Raw genomic sequence first — 16,634 nt, 5'->3', positions numbered from 1 at the left:
GTGCCGTCCCGCCCCCGAGGGGGCGGCCAGCACGCAGACCAGCGAGAAGACCAGCGAAAGGCACTCCCGTGACCGACCAGAACACCGTGACCGGCACCGCCCGCGTGAAGCGCGGCATGGCCGAGATGCTCAAGGGCGGCGTCATCATGGACGTCGTCACCCCCGAGCAGGCCCGTATCGCGGAGGACGCCGGCGCCGTGGCGGTGATGGCCCTGGAGCGCGTGCCCGCCGACATCCGTGCGCAGGGCGGCGTCGCCCGCATGAGCGACCCCGACCTCATCGACGGGATCATCGAGGCCGTGTCCATCCCGGTCATGGCCAAGGCCCGCATCGGCCACTTCGTCGAGGCCCAGGTGCTGCAGTCCCTCGGGGTCGACTTCGTCGACGAGTCCGAGGTGCTGACCCCGGCCGACTACGCGAACCACATCGACAAGTTCGCCTTCGACGTGCCCTTCGTCTGTGGCGCGACCAACCTGGGCGAGGCGCTGCGCCGCATCACCGAGGGCGCGGCGATGATCCGCTCCAAGGGCGAGGCCGGTACCGGTGACGTCTCCAACGCCACCACCCACATGCGCACCATCCGCGCGGAGATCCGTCGCCTGCAGACGATGGCCGAGGACGAGCTCTACGTGGCGGCCAAGGAGCTGCAGGCGCCGTACGAGCTGGTCAAGGAGGTCGCCGAGGCCGGGAAGCTGCCGGTCGTCCTCTTCACCGCCGGCGGCATCGCCACCCCCGCGGACGCCGCGATGATGATGCAGCTCGGCGCCGAGGGCGTGTTCGTGGGCTCCGGCATCTTCAAGTCCGGCAACCCGGCGGAGCGCGCCAAGGCCATCGTCCAGGCCACCACCCACTTCGAGGACCCGGCCAAGGTGGCCGACGTCTCCCGGGGGCTGGGCGAGGCCATGGTCGGCCTCAACGTGGACGCGATCCCGGAGCCGCACCGCCTGGCCGAGCGCGGCTGGTGACCACCCTGCGCGTCGGCGTCCTGGCCCTGCAGGGCGACGTCCGTGAGCACACGGCCGCCCTGCAGGCCTGTGGCGTCGACGCGCCGGCCGTCCGCACTGAGGAGGATCTCGCCGGGGTGGACGGGCTCGTCCTGCCGGGCGGGGAGTCCACCGTCATCGACCGTCTCGCACGGCTCGAGGGCCTGTCCGGACCGCTCCGGGAACGGATCGCCCACGGGCTGCCCGTCTACGGATCCTGCGCCGGGATGATCCTGCTGGCCGACCGGTTGCTCGACGGACACCGCGAGCAGCAGACCTTCGGTGGGATCGACATGACCGTCCGGCGGAACGCCTTCGGCCGGCAGGTCGACTCCTTCGAGACCGAGCTGCGCCTGTCCTTCCTCCCCGACGGGGCGGCACCGGTGACCGCCGTGTTCATCCGCGCCCCCTGGGTGGAGCAGGTGGCGCCCGAGGTCGAGCTGCTGGCCCGCGTCCCGGCCTCCTCGGTCGAGCGGGACCTGGGCACCCGGGAGGCGGCCGGACGGATCGTGGCGGTGCGCCAGGGCAACCTGCTGGCGACGAGCTTCCACCCGGAGATCACCGGGGACCGACGGGTGCACGAGCACTTCGTCGAGATGGTGCGCGACGCGGCTCGATAGCATCGAGAACCCGCGACACAGCGCGACGAACCCGCCGCAGGAGCACCTGCGGCCCCTGACATCAGCCAGACGACGAGAGAAGGAGCACCGTGGCCGGTCACTCCAAGTGGGCAACCACCAAGCACAAGAAGGCGGCGATCGACGCCAAGCGCGGCAAGCTGTTCGCCAAGCTCGTGAAGAACATCGAGGTCGCCGCGCGCATGGGCGGCGGTGACCCGGCCGGCAACCCGACCCTCTACGACGCCATCCAGAAGGCGAAGAAGAGCTCGGTGCCCAACGACAACATCGACCGTGCGGTGAAGCGCGGCTCCGGCGCCGAGGCCGGTGGCGCCGAGTACCAGGCCCTCACCTACGAGGGCTACGCCCCGGGCGGTGTCGGCCTGATCATCGAGTGCCTCAGCGACAACAAGAACCGTGCGGTCATGGAAGTGCGCACGGCGCTCTCCCGCAACGGGGGCCAGATGGCCGACTCCGGCTCGGTGGGTTTCAACTTCCAGCGCAAGGGCGTCATCGTGGTGCCCAAGGGGGAGCACACCGAGGACGAGATCCTGGAGATCGTGCTCGAGGCCGGGGCCGAGGAGCTCACCGACATCGGGGAGGCCTTCGAGGTGACGACCGAGCCCTCCGACATGGTCGAGGTGCGGACCGCGCTGCAGGCCGCCGAGGTGGACTACGACTCGGCCGACGTGAAGATGCTGCCGATCACCCCGCTGGTGCTCGATGCCGACGGTGCGCGGAAGATGTTCCAGATCATCGACGCCCTCGAGGACTGCGACGACGTCCAGGAGGTCTACGCCGCGGCCGAGGTGCCGGACGAGGTGCTCGCCGAGCTGGACCAGGACGACTGATCGCGTGCGGGTGCTCGGCGTCGACCCCGGCCTGACCCGCTGCGGTCTGGGCGTGGTCGAGGGGCGGCGCGGAGGCACCCTGCGCATGGTGGCTGTCGACGTCGTGCGGACGGCGCCGGAGGTCCCGCTGGAGCAGCGGCTGCTGGCGGTCTCGCAGCGGATCGAGGCCTGGATCGCCGAGCACGGGCCGGACGCGGTGGCGGTCGAGCGGATCTTCGCCCGCTCGGACGTCAGCACCATCATGGGCACGGTGCAGGCCAGCGGCCTGGCACTGGTGGCCGCCGCCCGGGCGGGCGTCGAGGTGGGCACCCACACCCCGAGCGAGGTGAAGGCCGCGGTCTGCGGCAACGGGCGGGCCGACAAGGCCCAGGTCACCGCGATGGTGACCCGCATCCTGGCGCTGGACAGCCCACCCCGCCCGGCGGACGCCGCCGACGCGTTGGCCGTGGGCATCGCGCAGATCTGGCGGGGTGGGGGACAGCGCCGGCTCGACGCGGCGGCCGGGACCGGCCGCCCTGTCGGTGCCGGGTGGGACGATGCGGTGGCCGCGCAGGCGCCGGCCCGGCAGCGGGCGGCGGAGCGGTGGGCGGAGGCCGAACGGCGGGCCCGTCAGAGCACGAGGAGGAGTCGATGATCGCGTCGTTGAGCGGGCGGGTGGCCCACGTGGGGCTGGACCACCTCGTCGTGGAGACCGGGGGAGTCGGGCTGCGGGTCCTGGTCCCCGCCCAGCTGCCGGCCGAGGTGCGCACCGGGCAGGAGGTCCGCCTGGCGACCTCGCTCGTGGTCCGCGAGGACTCCCTCACCCTGTACGGATTCCTCACCGAGGACGTCCGGGAGGTCTTCGAGACCGTCCAGGGCGTCTCCGGGGTGGGGCCACGCCTGGCGTTGGCCCTGGTCTCCGTCTTCACCCCCGGCCGGCTCGCCGCCGCGGTGGCCGGCGAGGACGTCGCGGCGCTCACGAAGGTCCCGGGCATCGGGAAGAAGGGCGCGCAGCGCCTGGTCCTCGAGCTGGCCGGGAAGCTCCCCGCGCTCCCCGAGGAGGAGCTCGCCGAGGGCCCCGAGGCCGGCCCGGCCCCGGCGGCGCCGGCCGACGGACCGGCCTGGGCGGCTCAGGTCACCGAGGCGCTGGAGGGGCTCGGCTGGAGCGCGGCGGTGGCCGGCCGGGCGACCGACGCTGTCGTGGCCCGGCACGCCGACGACACCCCCGCCGAGCTGCCGTCCCTGCCCGAGCTGCTCCGTGAGGCGCTGCGGGAGGTGGCCCCGTGAGCGACCCCTGGGACCTGTCGGGCGAGGAGGCCCCCCGGCTGGTCGACCCGGTCGCCGGCGAGGGAGAGGGCGCGGCGGACGCCGCCCTGCGCCCGAAGCGCCTGGCGGACCTCGCCGGCCAGGACCGGGTCCGGGACCAGCTCTCCCTGGTGCTCGAGGCCGCTCGTCGACGGGGTGCGCCCGCCGACCACGTCCTGCTCTCCGGCCCGCCCGGCCTGGGCAAGACGACGCTCGCCATGATCATCGCCGGCGAGATGGGGGCTCCGCTGCGGATCACCTCCGGGCCGGCGATCCAGCACGCCGGCGACCTAGCGGCGATCCTCTCCTCCCTGGCGGAGGGCGAGGTGCTCTTCCTCGACGAGATCCACCGCATGTCCCGGGCGGCCGAGGAGATGCTCTACCTGGCCATGGAGGACTTCCGCGTCGACGTCGTCGTCGGCAAGGGGCCCGGGGCGACGGCCATCCCGCTGGAGCTGCCGCCCTTCACCGTCGTCGGGGCCACCACGCGCTCCGGGCTGCTGCCGGCCCCGCTGCGGGACCGCTTCGGCTTCACCGGGCACCTCGACTACTACACCGCCGGCGACCTGGCGAGCATCCTGGCGCGCAACGCCACCCTGCTGGGGGTGGAGAGCGACGCCGACGGCATCCGGGAGATCGCCGGACGTTCCCGCGGCACCCCGCGCATCGCCAACCGGCTGCTCCGCCGGGTGCGCGACTGGTCCCAGGTGCACGGCCACCACCGGATCACCCGGGAGGCCGCGCAGGAGGCCCTCGCGCTCTTCGACGTCGACCTGGTGGGGCTGGACCGGCTCGACCGGGCGGTGCTGGAGGCGCTGTGCCATCGCTTCGACGGCGGACCGGTCGGGCTCACGACGCTGGCCGTCGCCGTGGGGGAGGAGGCCGACACGGTGGAGACCGTGGCCGAGCCCTATCTCGTGCGGGAGGGCTTCATGGTGCGCACCCCGCGGGGCCGGGCGGCCACCCCGGCCGCCTGGCAGCACCTCGGGGAGGAGCCTCCCTCCTCGCCCGCGGGTCGGTTCGGTCAGCAACCGCCCCTCGCCTAGACTCCACCGAGCTGCCGGCCCAGCCCTGTCGGCTGTCATCAACCAAGATCCGAGGTACGCCGATGCCGCTGTGTGGCGAACGAGTCCTCCCGGGGGTGGCGCGATGAACATGCGCACCCAGCGGGCGAAGGCCGTGAACACCCTGCTGACCCTTGTCCTGCTGCTGATGCTCCTCGTCGGCGGACTGGGGGCGGCCCACCTGGCCGGCAACCCGCGTGCACAGCTCACCCCCCTGCTGGGGCTGGACCTCGAGGGCGGTCAGCAGATCATCCTCGAGCCCGAGGTCCAGGGCCGGGAGGTCACCTCCGGGCAGGTGGACCAGGCGGTCGACATCATCCGCCAGCGCGTGGACGGCTCCGGCGTGGCCGAGGCCGAGGTCTCCACCCTCGGCGGCACGAACATCTCGGTGGCCATGCCCGGCACCCCGGACCCGGCGGTCCTGGAGTCCCTGCAGGCCTCCTCGCAGATGACCTTCCGTGAGGTCCTGGCGGCCGAGCCGGTCTCCGGAGCAGGTCAGACCGACACCCTCCCCGGCTTCGGTGCCGACGAGGAGGGGGGGAAGAAGGACTCCGGGGAGGGCTCGGACCAGAGCTCGGCCACGACCTCGTCCTCCGGCAAGGAGCCCTCGAGCAAGGCCACGAGCGCCGAGGGAGTGTGGCCCGCGCAGTCCACCCCGGACTCCTCCACCAGCAGCTCCGGGAAGAAGACGTCGGAGTCCTCCCCGTCGTCCGGCTCGGGGACCTCCTCCAGCTCCGACAAGTCCTCGAAGTCCGCCGAGAAGTCCAGCTCCACGCAGGGGACCAAGGCTCCGGTGGACAAGGAGGCCAAGGACATCACCGTGCCCCCGGCCGTCCTGGAGGAGATGGAGTCCCTCGACTGCACCGACCAGGCCGCGCGGGAGAAGGCCCAGCAGGCCGGTGACGACGAGTTCGTCGTGACCTGCAGCTCGCAGGGCCACGAGAAGTACGTGCTCGGTCCGACCCGCATCGCGGGTTCGGCCATCACCGACGCCTCCTCCGGCCCCGAGATGGGCCAGCAGGGCGCCCCGACCGGCCGCACCGCCGTGAGCCTCGAGCTCGACGAGGCCGGTTCCGACATCTTCGCCGACCTGTCCGCCCAGATGGTGGCCGAGCCGAAGGACTCCCCGCTCAACCGCTTCGCCATGCTGCTCGACGGCGAGGTCATCAGCGCCCCGGGCATGAACCAGGCGATCACCAACGGCGAGGCCCAGATCACCGGCGCCTTCACCCCCGAGGAGGGGGAGGCCCTGGCCGACCAGCTGAAGTTCGGCGCCCTGCCCTTCAGCTTCAACCTCCAGTCCTCGGAGCAGATCAGCCCCACCCTCGGCGACGAGCAGCTGCGCTGGGGCATCTGGGCCGGTGTCATCGGCCTGGTCCTGGTGGCCGTCTACTCCCTCTTCCAGTACCGGGCGCTGGGCCTGGTCACGCTGGCCTCGCTCGCGCTGGCCGGGCTGCTGGCCTACCTGTGCGTCGTGCTCCTGGGGTGGGCCTACAACCTGCGCCTCACGATGGCGGGCATCACCGGCCTCATCGTGGCCATCGGTGTCACCGCCGACTCGTTCATCGTCTACTTCGAGCGCATCCGCGACGAGGTGCGTGAGGGGCGGCCGCTGCGCAACGCCGTCGAGACCGGGTGGGCCCGCGCCAAGCGGACCATCCTCGTCTCCGACGCGGTCAACCTGCTGGCGGCCGTGATCCTGTACCTCATGAGCGAGGCCAACGTGAAGGCCTTCGCGTTCATGCTCGGCCTCACCACGCTCATCGACCTCGTCGTCGTGATGCTCTTCACCCACCCTGTGGTGACCCTGCTGGCCCAGACCCGCTTCTTCGGCGACGGGCACCCCCTGTCCGGCATGAACCCCGAGAGCCTCGGGGCGCGCCGCAGCACCTACGTGGGTCGTGGCCGCTTCCGCGACCCGGAGCCGGCGGGAGCCACCGCCACCACCTCGGAGGTGACCGCCTGATGATCGGCACGAACGCGTTCGCGCGGCTCGGCAACGACCTGTACACCGGGCGCCGCCAGTTCGACTTCATCGGCCGGCAGAAGATCTGGTACCTCGTCTCGTTGGGGCTCATCCTGCTGAGCCTCGTCGGCCTCTTCGGGCGGGGCATCAACCTGGGTCTGGAGTTCACCGGTGGCTCGGACTTCCGCGTGGCCGGGGTCGAGGACAGCTCGGGCTACGAGGCGGCCGCCCAGCGCGCCCTGGAGAGTGCCGGCGCGGGGGGTGACACCGTCCGCTCCAGCGTCATCGGTGGGGACACCGTCCGGATCCAGACCAGCGCGCTGGAGGAGGGCACCACCGCTCTGGACAGCGCCCGGAAGGCGGTGGCCCAGGAGTTCGACGTGCCGGAGAAGGACGTCGCGGCCTCCCTGGTCGGCCCGTCCTGGGGCGAGGCCGTCAGCAAGAAGGCCCTGACCGCCCTGGTCGTCTTCCTGAGCCTCGTCTCGGTGCTGCTGGCCCTCTACTTCCGGACGTGGAAGATGGCGCTGGCGGCCATGGTCGCGCTCTTCCACGACATGATCTTCACCGTCGGTGCCTACGCACTGGCCGGGTTCGAGGTCTCCCCGGCGTCCGTGATCGGCTTCCTGACCATCCTCGGCTACTCCCTGTACGACACCGTCGTGGTCTTCGACAAGGTGCGGGAGAACACCGAGGACGCCCGGGCCCACCACACGAAGACCTTCGCCCAGGCCGCGAACATGGCCATGAACCAGACCCTCATCCGGTCGATCAACACCTCGGTCGTGGCGCTGCTGCCGGTCGGGGCGATCCTCGTGGTCGGTTTCGCCAAGCTGGGGGCCGGCACACTGCTCGACCTGAGCCTGGCCCTGTTCATCGGCATGGCCGTGGGGACCTTCTCCTCGATCTTCATCGCCACCCCCGTGCTCGTGGCCCTGCGCCAGCGGGAGCCGGAGGTGCAGGCGCACGACGTCGAGGTGCGCCAGCGCCAGCGCGCCCGCGCGGCGGCGATCCTGGAGCGTCGTCGGCAGGACGCCGAGGAGGTCGGCGGCTCGCAGGCCCCTGCCGGTGGGGCGCACCCCGCCGGTGCGGTCTCGGACGCCACCCAGGCCATCCCGGTCCCGGAGTCGGCCGGGGAGCAGGCCGCCGCCGAGCAGGAGCGCCCGGGCCGCGGGCGTGATCTCACCGACGAGGTCGTCGGGGCAGGTCGTACCATCGCTGCCGGGGGGCGGGAGCGTCACCCCGCGTCGTGGGCCGGGCAGTGAGTGGAGGACCCATGAACCAGGAGCAGGACTCCGGCGCGCCGGGGACGACGAAGGAGACCACGGTGACCACCTGGGATGTCGATGCCGAACCGCAGGGCGAGGAGCTGCGTCAGCTGGTGGCCTCGCGGCTGCGGGCCATCCCGGACTTCCCGGAGCCGGGCGTGGTCTTCAAGGACTTCACGCCGCTGCTGCGTGACCCCGCCGCCAGCCGGGCCGTGGTGGCCGACGTGGTCCGGCGCCGGGCCGGGGCGGTGGACGTCGTGGTGGGCATCGAGGCCCGCGGGTTCATCCTCGGCTCGGTGATGGCCCACGCCCTGGGCGTCGGGTTCGTGCCGGTCCGCAAGGCGGGCAAGCTGCCCGGCGAGACCCACCGGGTGAGCTACTCGCTGGAGTACGGCGAGGCCGTCATCGAGATGCACCAGGACGCGCTGCAGCCGGGGGACCGGGTCCTGGTCGTGGACGACGTCCTGGCCACCGGGGGGACGGCCGCCGCGTGCTGCCAGCTGGTGGAGGCCTGCGGGGCCACCGTCGCCGGGGTCGAGGTCGTGCTCGAGCTGGCCTTCCTCCACGGCCGTGACCACCTCCCCGGATACGACGTCGTGAGTCTGCTGGTCGACGAGGCCTGACCACCCCCCCGGAGGGCGACCTCGCGAGCTGGCGGGGGAGAGACGCCTCACACCCGGGGACCACGGCGCCCCCGGGTGGACGACGCCGCGTATCCTCGCGTCATGTCGCAGCAACCACGGAGCGCCCCCGGGTGGACGGTGCGCGAGCGCCTCGCCCGCTTCGGGACCGCCCGCACCGAGACCCCCGAGCTGGCCCCGGTACTGCGGCAGCTCCGGCACCGCGGTGACCGGGCCGACCTCGGGGTCGTCGAACGCGCCTACCGGGTGGCGGCCGAGGCCCACGAGGGCCAGTTCCGCAAGAGCGGCGACCCGTACATCACCCACCCGGTCGCCGTCGCCGGGCTGCTGGCCGATCTCGGCATGGACGCCGCCACGGTGGTCGCGGCCCTGCTCCACGACACGGTCGAGGACACCAGCTACTCCCAGGAGCAGCTCGAGAAGGACTTCGGCCCCGAGATCGCCCTCCTCGTCGACGGCGTGACCAAGCTCGACAAGGTCCGCTACGGCGACAGCGCCCAGGCCGAGACGGTCCGCAAGATGGTCGTGGCCATGTCCCAGGACATCCGGGTGCTGGTCATCAAGCTGGCCGACCGCCTCCACAACGCCCGCACCTGGCGCTACGTCTCCCCGGAGAGCGCCCGTCGCAAGGCGCAGGAGACGTTGGAGATCTACACCTCGTTGGCGCACCGCATGGGCATGAACGCCATCAAGTGGGAGCTGGAGGACCTGTCCTTCCGGTTCATGCTCCCGGACGTCTACGAGGCGGTCGTGAACCAGGTGGCCGAGGCCGCCCCGGCCCGCGAGCACTACCTCGGGCGCATCCGCACCGAGCTGGAGCGGGCGATGGCCGAGGCCCGGATCCCGGTGGTCATCACCGGGCGGGAGAAGCACTACTGGTCGATCTACCAGAAGATGACCGTCCGCGGACGCAGCCTCGACCAGATCCACGACCTCGTCGCGTTGCGCCTCCTGGTGGACGACGTGGGCGACTGCTACCACGCACTGGGCCTCGTGCACTCGCTGTACACGCCCCTGCCGAGCCGGATCAAGGACTACATCGCCACGCCGAAGTCCAACGGCTACCAGTCGCTGCACACCTCGGTGATGGGCCCCGGCGGCAAGCCGGTCGAGATCCAGATCCGGACCCACGAGATGCACCGCTTCGCCGAGTACGGGGTGGCCGCCCACTGGCGCTACAAGAGCCCGGGGCAGAAGGCCGCGGCCACGGGGCGCCGGTCCACCCAGGACCTCTCCTGGCTGCGCGAGACGGTGGAGGTGGCCCAGGACACCCGCGGCGAGGACTTCCTGGACACCCTGCGCTTCCAGATCTCGTCCGCGGAGGTCTTCGTCTTCACCCCCAAGGGGCGGGTCATCTCGCTGGTGGAGGGGGCCACCCCGGTGGACATGGCCTACAGCGTCCACACCGACGTCGGGCACCGGGCCGTGGGCGCGAAGGTGAACGGACGCATGGTGCCCCTGGACACCGTGCTGCAGAACGGCGACTCGGTGGAGATCCTCACCTCGAAGGACGAGGGGGCGGGGCCGAGCCGCGACTGGCTCGCCTTCGTGGCCACGCCCCGGGCGCGCTCGAAGATCAAGCAGTGGTTCAGCCGGGAGCGGAAGGCCGAGGCCACCGCGCAGGGGCAGGACGAGCTGATCCGTGCACTGCGCAAGGCCGGACACCCGGTCAAGCAGTGGACCTCGGCCGACGGGATGGCACCGGTCGCGGAGAAGCTCTCCGTGGGGGACCGGGACGGTGTCTTCCAGGCGATCGGGGAGCGCCGGGCGTCGGTCGAGCACATCATCGACCAGCTCAAGGCCGTCCACGCCCCGGAGGAGCCGCCGGAGCCGACCGCGTCGACGCCGGTGGTGCGCAACCGGGCGCCGGGGGAGGCCCCGGTCCACATCGTGGGCTCGGACGACGTGTGGTCCCACCTGGCGATCTGCTGCGCCCCGGTGCCGGGGGACGAGATCCTAGGCTACGTGACGACCGGGCGGGGGGTGTCCGTGCACCGGACCGACTGCCCCAACGCCGAGAGCCTCCAACAGAGCCCGGAGCGACTCGTGCGGGTGGCCTGGGACGACAGCTCGCGAGGGAGCTTCACGGTGCGCCTCGACATCGAGGCGCTGGACCGGCTGGGCCTGGCCGCCGACGTGCTGCGGGCCACCGGTGAGCTGGGGCTGGTGCTCTCGGAGATGTCCTTCACCTCGCCGGACGCCCGGACGGCCTTCGGCCGGCTGGAGTTCGAGCTGGCCGACGTGGAGTACCTCGACCACGTCATCACGACCCTGCGCAAGGTCTCCGGGGTGTACTCGGTGAGCCGCGCGTCCTGACCGCCCCGGCTCCGGCGGCCGGGCGGCAGAGCACCGAGGGGGCGCCCACCGTCTGGTGGACGCCCCCTCGGTGCTGCGGTGCGGGGGTCAGGCCGGGTCGAGGAAGGCCGCGAGACAGGCCGCGTACATGGCCTGGTCGGCGGTGCCGACGAGCTCGCGCACGCTGTGCATGGCCAGCGTCGGGGCGCCGAAGTCGACCGTCGTGGCCCCGGAGAGCGCGGCGGTCATCGGGCCCACGGTGGACCCGCACGGGAGGTCCGAGCGGGTCACGAACTCCTGCATGGGCACCCCGGCCTGCTGGCAGGCCAGCCGGAAGGCGGCGATGCCCACCCCGTCGGTCGCGTAGCGCAGGTTCGTGTTGACCTTGAGCACCGGGCCGCCGTTCAGCGAGATCCGGTGGCCGGGCTCGTGGCGGTCCACGTAGTTCGGGTGCGTGGCGTGGGCCATGTCGCCCGAGGCGATGACCGTCGCGGCCAGGGCCCGGAGGTGGTCCTCCCGGGTGCCGCCGCGGCTGGCCACAACCCGCTCCAGGACGGCCGGGAGCAGCTGCGAGAAGGCCCCGCGCTCCGACATGGAGCCGATCTCCTCGTGGTCGAAGAGGGCGATCGCCGGGATCGCCGTGCCGGAGCCCGTCGGGTCGTCCACGGCGTCCACCAGCGCTCGCACGGCGGCGTAGGTGGTGGCCAGGTTGTCCATCCGGGGGGCGGAGATCAGCCCGCCGTCGATCCCGATCCGGCGCGAGGGCGCGAGGTCGTGGGTCATGAGATCCCAGCCGAGGACGTCCGAGGCGGGCACCCCCAGCTCCTGGGCGAGCCAGTCGACGAAGGCCGGGGCGTCCGGCGAGACCGCCCAGTGCGGCACGAGGTGCTGCTGGGCGTTGAGATTCTCGCCCTCCTTCACCGAGCGGTCCAGATGGATCGCCAGGCGGGAGATCCGCAGGATCGGTTCATCGGTCCGGAAGAGCACCGAGTGGGTACCGGCCACCCGGTCACCGCCGAGGAGGGGGTCGTCACCCTCCCCGGCCAGGGTCACCCGGCCGGCCAGGCCGAGATCGCGGTCCAGCCACGAGTTGGTGATGAGTCCCCCGTAGGGCTCCACCGCCAGCTGGGCGTGCCCGGCGCTCCGGACGTCCGGGCGCGGCTTGATCCGGAAGTTGGGGGAGTCCGTGTGGGCGCCGACCAGCCGGAAGCCGGTGGCCGGGTCTGCCGGGGCGTCCTCGCTGCTCCAGGCCACCAGCGAGCCGCCGCGCACGAGGAACCAGCGGCCCGGCTCGCTCGGCAGGGCCGCGGTCTCGTCCACGGCGGTGAAGCCGTGGTCGGTGAGGATGCCCGCGGCGGTCTCCACCGCGTGGAAGGGGGTGGGGGAGGCGTCGGTGAAGGCGATGAGGCCGTCAGCGACCTCGTCAGTGTCGAAACGTGCCAGACGATTGCTCACCGGCCACCCCCGAACTCCTCGAGCCCGGACTGGGCCTGCTCGAGCCACTGACGCTTGGTCTCGAGCTCCTGCCGGACCTTGGCGGCCCGCTTCTCGTCACCGGAGGTCTCCGCCTTGGCGAGCTTGGCCTCCAGCTCCTGCACGGCACCCTCGAGCTGGGTCGCGAAGGCGCTGGCGCGACGGGCCTGCTCGGGCTTCGTCTGCGTCCACTGGGCGTCCTCGGCGTCACGCACCGCCTGCTCGACGGCGCGCATGCGGCCCTCGATGCGCTTGACATCCTTGCGGGGAACCCTGCCGGCGGCCTCGAAACGGTCCTGGATGGCTCGGAGCCGCTTCTTGGTGGCCTCCAGGTCCTTCACCGGGAGCAGGGCCTCGGCCTCGACGAGGAGGGCTTCCTTGGCCGGCAGGTTGGCGGCCAGCTCCTCGTCCTCGGCCGCGGCCCGGGCGTCCTTCGCGTCGAAGAAGGCGTCCTGGGCGGCGCGGAAGCGCTCCCAGAGCTGGTCGTCCACGGTGCGGGGAGCCCGCCCGGCCCGCTTCCAGTCCTGCATCAGGCGTTTGAAGGCACCGGGGGTGGCGTCGAAGTCGGTGCTCGTCGAGAGCCGCTCGGCCTGGACGACGAGCTCCTCCTTGCGGCGGCGGGCCTCCTCGCGCTCGGCGTCCAGCTGGGCGAAGTGGGCCTTGCGCACCTTGTCGAAGGTGTTGCGCGCGGCGGCCAGACGCTGCCAGAGCTCGCTCTCGGTCGGCTTGTCGAGGCGGATCTGCGCGCGCTGCATCGCCTTCCACTCCTCGACCATGCCGCGCATGCGGGCGCTGGCCTGCTTCCACTGCATCTGCTCCGGGGCGGTGGCGGCGATCGTCTCGGCCTCCACCACGAGCTTCTCGCGCTCGGCGGCAGCCTCTGCGCGGGCCTCGGCGCGCTGCTGCTGGTCGATCCGCTCCTTCTCGCGCAGCGCCTCGGTGAGCTCCTCCAGCACCCGGTGGAGAGCCGCGTAGTCGCCGACCATCGGGGTCTCCTCGACCTGCTGACGGATCGCCTCGAGCGACTGGCGCCCCTCGGCGGCCATCACGCTGCCGGCGTGGATGCGCTGGGCCAGGAGGGTGGCCGAGGCGGCGACCTCCTCGAACTTGCGCACGAAGTAGCCGACGGCCTGCTCGGGTGCGGCGTCGGGATAGCTGCCGACCACGGTGGTGGTGCCGTCGGCGTCGGTGCGCACGACCTGTCCGGACTCGTCCAGCGAGCCGAAGCGGGCCATGTCACCCGAGAGCTCGGAGGTGTCCACGAGGGGACCGGGCACCGGGGTGGGCACGAAGGTGGCGTGCTGGGGGGTGGTGCGCTGCTTGCGTCCGGCGCGCTCCGGGCTGCCGGCGGGGCGCTGATCGGACTCCGCGGAACCGTCGGCCACGGGGGTGACCGGGGGCGCCGGGCGCCGCCCGGCGAGGGCGCCGGGGGTCGGCATCGCACCGGGCGTGGGGCGCGGGGCCGGCGCTGCCGGTGCCTGCGCAGGGGCCTCCTGGGCAGGGGCGCCCTCGGAGGGGGCCTGCTCAGGGGCCTCCTCGGCGGGTGCCGGGGCGGTGGCCCGCTCGGGCGTCTCCTCCCGGGTCACTGCCTGCTCGCCCGTCGGGTCCTGGGGTCCCTCGGGGGTGGACGTGGTCTGATCAGCCGCGTTCATTGGTGCCTCTCTCGGCGGACGGTTCGCTGGGGCCAGTCTAGGTATGGCCCACGCCGCAGTGTCCCCTAGTCTGCACGCCATGCTCACCGTCGCCATCCCCGCCACGGCCTTCGGCACCAACTGCTACGTCGTCGCCCCCTCCGAGGGGGAGGAGTGCCTGGTCATCGACCCGGGCTTCGGGGTGGTCGACCGGGTCCGCGAGACCCTCGCCCAGCACGGTCTCCGCCCGGCGGCCGTGCTCCTGACGCACGGGCACCTGGACCACACGATGAGCGTCACACCGGTCTGCGGCGGAACGGTGGGGGCCTACGTCCACGGCGACGACCGCTACCGCCTCCGCGACCCGCGGGCCGGGCTCTCGGCCCCCATGGTGGCCATGCTGCAGCAGGAGTTCGGCCCCGCCTTCCAGTGGCAGGAGCCGGAGGTCGTCCACGAGGTGCACGACGGTGCCCGGCTCGAGCTGGCAGGCCTGTCCGTCGGCGTCCGCCACGCCCCGGGGCACACCGAGGGCAGCGTGCTCTTCGATCTGGACGGCATCCCGCAGCCGGTCCGTGACGCCGGGTCCGACCTGCGGGCGACGACCTTCAGCGGGGACGTGCTCTTCGCCGGGTCGATCGGCCGGACGGACCTCCCCGGCGGCAGCGGGGAGGCGATGCGTCGTTCCCTGCGGGACGTCGTCCTGGCGACCGCCGACGACACGATGGTGCTCCCCGGCCACGGACGGGCCACGACGATCGGCCACGAGCGGGCCACCAACCCCCACCTGCAGGGGCTCTGAGCCCGACTCAGCCCCGCGGTAGGCGGACGCCCAGGTCCCGCGCCTGGGCCCGGGCGAGCCGTGCGACGACCTCCCGGTCGTCGCGGCGCCACGCCGCCACCGGGTCCGGGTCGATGGCGGCCAGGGTGCCGACCGGGAGCGAGGAGAGGGCACGCAGGGCCAGCAGCGCCTCCGGGTCCTCCACCCGGCGCAGCTCCTCCGCGGTGCGACGCGAGCGCAGGGCGAAGCGCACTCGGAGCGGGAGCCAGAGGAGCAGGACGGTGAGCATCGGCCCGCCGCTGACGACCAGCCACAGCATCTCCGCCAGGGACTCCCCGGACTCCAGCAGGTCCTGACCGGTCTGGCTCACCGGGTCGCCCACCCCGAGCAGCCCGTCGAGCACGCCGCCGAGGTGGTCGCCCACCATCGGGATCTCGCCCAGCTGCCCGTCGGCGCGGTCGATGCCGTCGTTGATGGTGCGACCGGTGTCCACGAGGCGCTCGGCGGGGGAGAAACGCTCGATGGTCGCGTCGTGCACCGCCCGACCGACGAGGACCCAGAGCACGCACCAGGCGAGGACGAGGAGGTCGACGAGCACCTGACCGGCGCGACGTCCGGGGGCGGAGGAATACCACGGCATGTCGGCCAGTCTGCCGCACACTGGGGGGGATGACACAGACGCCGACCGCGCAGGAACCGTCCGCCGCCCTCACCGAGCCGGTCGAGGAGTGGCTGGCTCACCTGCGCGTAGAGCGGGGGCTCTCGCCCCACACCGTGGCGGCCTACGGGCGCGATCTCCGGGCCTATCTCGACCACCTCGCCCGCGAGGGGCGTCGGTCGTGGGTCGAGGTGACGGCCGAGGACGTCCGGGAGCACCTGGTCGCCCTGCGCCACGAGGGGCGGGCCGCGAGCACGGTGACCCGCATGGTGGTCTCGGTGCGCCGCTTCCACGCGTTCGCGCTGGCCGAGGGGTTGGTTCCGGTGGACGTGGCGGCGGAGGTCTCACCACCTCAGCAGGGGGAGCGGTTGCCGAAGGCGCTCACCGTCGGGGAGGTCTCCCGGTTGCTCGAGGCGGTGCCCGAGGAGACGGGGGAGGACGCCCTCGCCGGGGCGCTGGCCCGCCGTGACCGGGCGCTGCTGGAGCTGCTCTACGGCACCGGCGCCCGGGTCTCGGAGGTGACCGGGCTCGACGTCGATGACCTCGACCTGGAGCAGCGGGTGGTGCGCCTGGTGGGCAAGGGCGGCAAGGAGCGCCACCTGCCGGTGGGTGGGGCGGCCGCCCGGGCGGTCGGGGACTGGGTGACGGCTGGACGGCCCGTCCTCGCGCGGCGCGGTGCGGCGGGTGCGGCCCTGCTGCTCAACCAGCGGGGTCGCCGGCTGGGCCGGCAGAGCGCCTGGCAGGTGGTGACCAGGGCAGCCGATCGGGCTGGCATCACCCGGGAGGTCAGTCCGCACACCCTGCGCCACAGCTTCGCCACGCACCTGCTGGCGGGGGGAGCGGACGTGCGCGTGGTGCAGGAGATGCTCGGCCACTCCTCGGTGTCCACCACGCAGATCTACACGCGGGTCACGCCCGAGCACCTGCGCGAGGTCTTCCTCACGACGCACCCGCGGGCGCGCTCCTGAGGCGGAGCCCCGGCGCCGCGAGCAGCCCTTCACGGCGCCTCGACAACCAGAAGTCGAACCCTTGACTCGAGGATGATGTCGAGTGGAGGTCGAGGGCCGGCATACGGTCCGGTGGGACTCCGGGCGGTACCCTCTGGGGCGTCGGTCAGGAGAGGAGACG

15 protein-coding genes are annotated in these 16,634 nt (G+C 72.8%); 12 read left to right on the top strand and 3 right to left on the bottom strand.

Going from position 1 to position 16,634, the window contains the following annotated elements:
• Window positions 1-68: 68 nt before the first annotated feature.
• The 10 genes from pdxS (at window position 69) to CFT82_RS01230 (ending at window position 10,987) form a co-directional block, all read left to right on the top strand.
• On the top strand, window positions 69-965 hold the full coding sequence (gene pdxS, locus CFT82_RS01275; RefSeq protein WP_088817290.1) for a pyridoxal 5'-phosphate synthase lyase subunit PdxS: 897 nt from the start codon (window positions 69-71) through the stop codon (window positions 963-965).
• Window positions 962-1,603 (top strand): pyridoxal 5'-phosphate synthase glutaminase subunit PdxT, encoded by a 642-nt coding sequence (pdxT, locus tag CFT82_RS01270; RefSeq protein ID WP_088817289.1) that lies wholly within the window; start codon window positions 962-964, stop codon window positions 1,601-1,603. The genes pdxS and pdxT overlap by 4 nt, the downstream gene beginning before the upstream one ends.
• 89 nt (window positions 1,604-1,692) lie before the next feature.
• Entirely contained in the window at window positions 1,693-2,451 is a 759-nt protein-coding gene (locus CFT82_RS01265; RefSeq protein ID WP_088817288.1) for a YebC/PmpR family DNA-binding transcriptional regulator, read from the top strand.
• A gap of 4 nt (window positions 2,452-2,455) precedes the next feature.
• Window positions 2,456-3,085 (top strand): crossover junction endodeoxyribonuclease RuvC, encoded by a 630-nt coding sequence (locus tag CFT82_RS01260; RefSeq protein WP_088817287.1) that lies wholly within the window; start codon window positions 2,456-2,458, stop codon window positions 3,083-3,085.
• Window positions 3,082-3,717 carry a Holliday junction branch migration protein RuvA gene (gene ruvA / locus CFT82_RS01255; RefSeq protein ID WP_088817286.1) on the top strand — a complete coding sequence of 212 codons (636 nt, stop codon included), beginning with the start codon at window positions 3,082-3,084 and terminating at the stop codon, window positions 3,715-3,717. The genes CFT82_RS01260 and ruvA overlap by 4 nt, the downstream gene beginning before the upstream one ends.
• A complete protein-coding gene (gene ruvB, locus CFT82_RS01250) occupies window positions 3,714-4,781 on the top strand; it encodes a Holliday junction branch migration DNA helicase RuvB (protein ID WP_088817285.1) in 1,068 nt (355 codons plus the stop codon). Before ruvA ends, ruvB begins: the two co-directional genes overlap by 4 nt.
• Window positions 4,782-4,884: 103 nt before the next feature.
• Window positions 4,885-6,765 carry a protein translocase subunit SecD gene (gene secD, locus CFT82_RS01245; protein ID WP_088817284.1) on the top strand — a complete coding sequence of 627 codons (1,881 nt, stop codon included), beginning with the start codon at window positions 4,885-4,887 and terminating at the stop codon, window positions 6,763-6,765.
• Window positions 6,765-8,027 carry a protein translocase subunit SecF gene (gene secF / locus CFT82_RS01240; protein WP_088817283.1) on the top strand — a complete coding sequence of 421 codons (1,263 nt, stop codon included), beginning with the start codon at window positions 6,765-6,767 and terminating at the stop codon, window positions 8,025-8,027. Before secD ends, secF begins: the two co-directional genes overlap by 1 nt.
• 11 nt (window positions 8,028-8,038) lie before the next feature.
• Window positions 8,039-8,653, top strand: coding sequence for an adenine phosphoribosyltransferase (locus CFT82_RS01235; protein ID WP_088817282.1), 615 nt, complete (start codon window positions 8,039-8,041; stop codon window positions 8,651-8,653).
• 102 nt (window positions 8,654-8,755) lie between these two features.
• A complete protein-coding gene (locus CFT82_RS01230; protein ID WP_088817281.1) occupies window positions 8,756-10,987 on the top strand; it encodes a RelA/SpoT family protein in 2,232 nt (743 codons plus the stop codon).
• Between the two features lie 87 nt (window positions 10,988-11,074).
• Here the strand turns inward: CFT82_RS01230 and CFT82_RS01225 are convergent, their stop codons facing one another.
• A complete protein-coding gene (locus CFT82_RS01225) occupies window positions 11,075-12,421 on the bottom strand; it encodes a M18 family aminopeptidase (RefSeq protein WP_088817280.1) in 1,347 nt (448 codons plus the stop codon).
• Complete coding sequence (locus CFT82_RS01220; protein ID WP_088817279.1) at window positions 12,418-14,091, bottom strand: DUF349 domain-containing protein; 1,674 nt, start codon at window positions 14,089-14,091, stop codon at window positions 12,418-12,420. The genes CFT82_RS01225 and CFT82_RS01220 overlap by 4 nt, the downstream gene beginning before the upstream one ends.
• A 79-nt stretch (window positions 14,092-14,170) precedes the next feature.
• Between CFT82_RS01220 and CFT82_RS01215 the strand changes: the two genes are divergently transcribed.
• Complete coding sequence (locus CFT82_RS01215) at window positions 14,171-14,869, top strand: MBL fold metallo-hydrolase (RefSeq protein WP_088817278.1); 699 nt, start codon at window positions 14,171-14,173, stop codon at window positions 14,867-14,869.
• A gap of 7 nt (window positions 14,870-14,876) precedes the next feature.
• Here CFT82_RS01215 and CFT82_RS01210 read toward each other — a convergent pair whose 3' ends face one another.
• Entirely contained in the window at window positions 14,877-15,488 is a 612-nt protein-coding gene (locus CFT82_RS01210) for a hypothetical protein (protein WP_143469444.1), read from the bottom strand.
• A gap of 29 nt (window positions 15,489-15,517) precedes the next feature.
• Between CFT82_RS01210 and CFT82_RS01205 the strand changes: the two genes are divergently transcribed.
• Window positions 15,518-16,474 carry a site-specific tyrosine recombinase XerD gene (locus CFT82_RS01205; RefSeq protein ID WP_088817276.1) on the top strand — a complete coding sequence of 319 codons (957 nt, stop codon included), beginning with the start codon at window positions 15,518-15,520 and terminating at the stop codon, window positions 16,472-16,474.
• Window positions 16,475-16,634 lie beyond the last annotated feature (160 nt).

This window comes from Kytococcus aerolatus (assembly GCF_900187395.1).
Lineage (GTDB): Bacteria > Actinomycetota > Actinomycetes > Actinomycetales > Dermatophilaceae > Kytococcus > Kytococcus aerolatus.
Note: the sequence above shows the minus strand (reverse complement) of the source record. Positions and strands in the feature narration are given on the sequence as shown.

Bases quoted from the DNA above. Each gene is read 5' to 3' on its own strand.
- secF (WP_088817283.1), top strand. From the start codon at position 6,765: ATGATCGGCACGAACGCGTTCGCGCGGCTCGGCAACGACCTGTACACC.
- CFT82_RS01235 (WP_088817282.1), top strand. From the start codon at position 8,039: ATGAACCAGGAGCAGGACTCCGGCGCGCCGGGGACGACGAAGGAGACC.
- CFT82_RS01210 (WP_143469444.1), bottom strand. From the start codon at position 15,488: ATGCCGTGGTATTCCTCCGCCCCCGGACGTCGCGCCGGTCAGGTGCTC.
- CFT82_RS01220 (WP_088817279.1), bottom strand. From the start codon at position 14,091: ATGAACGCGGCTGATCAGACCACGTCCACCCCCGAGGGACCCCAGGAC.
- secD (WP_088817284.1), top strand. From the start codon at position 4,885: ATGAACATGCGCACCCAGCGGGCGAAGGCCGTGAACACCCTGCTGACC.
- CFT82_RS01215 (WP_088817278.1), top strand. From the start codon at position 14,171: ATGCTCACCGTCGCCATCCCCGCCACGGCCTTCGGCACCAACTGCTAC.
- CFT82_RS01230 (WP_088817281.1), top strand. From the start codon at position 8,756: ATGTCGCAGCAACCACGGAGCGCCCCCGGGTGGACGGTGCGCGAGCGC.
- CFT82_RS01205 (WP_088817276.1), top strand. From the start codon at position 15,518: ATGACACAGACGCCGACCGCGCAGGAACCGTCCGCCGCCCTCACCGAG.
- ruvA (WP_088817286.1), top strand. From the start codon at position 3,082: ATGATCGCGTCGTTGAGCGGGCGGGTGGCCCACGTGGGGCTGGACCAC.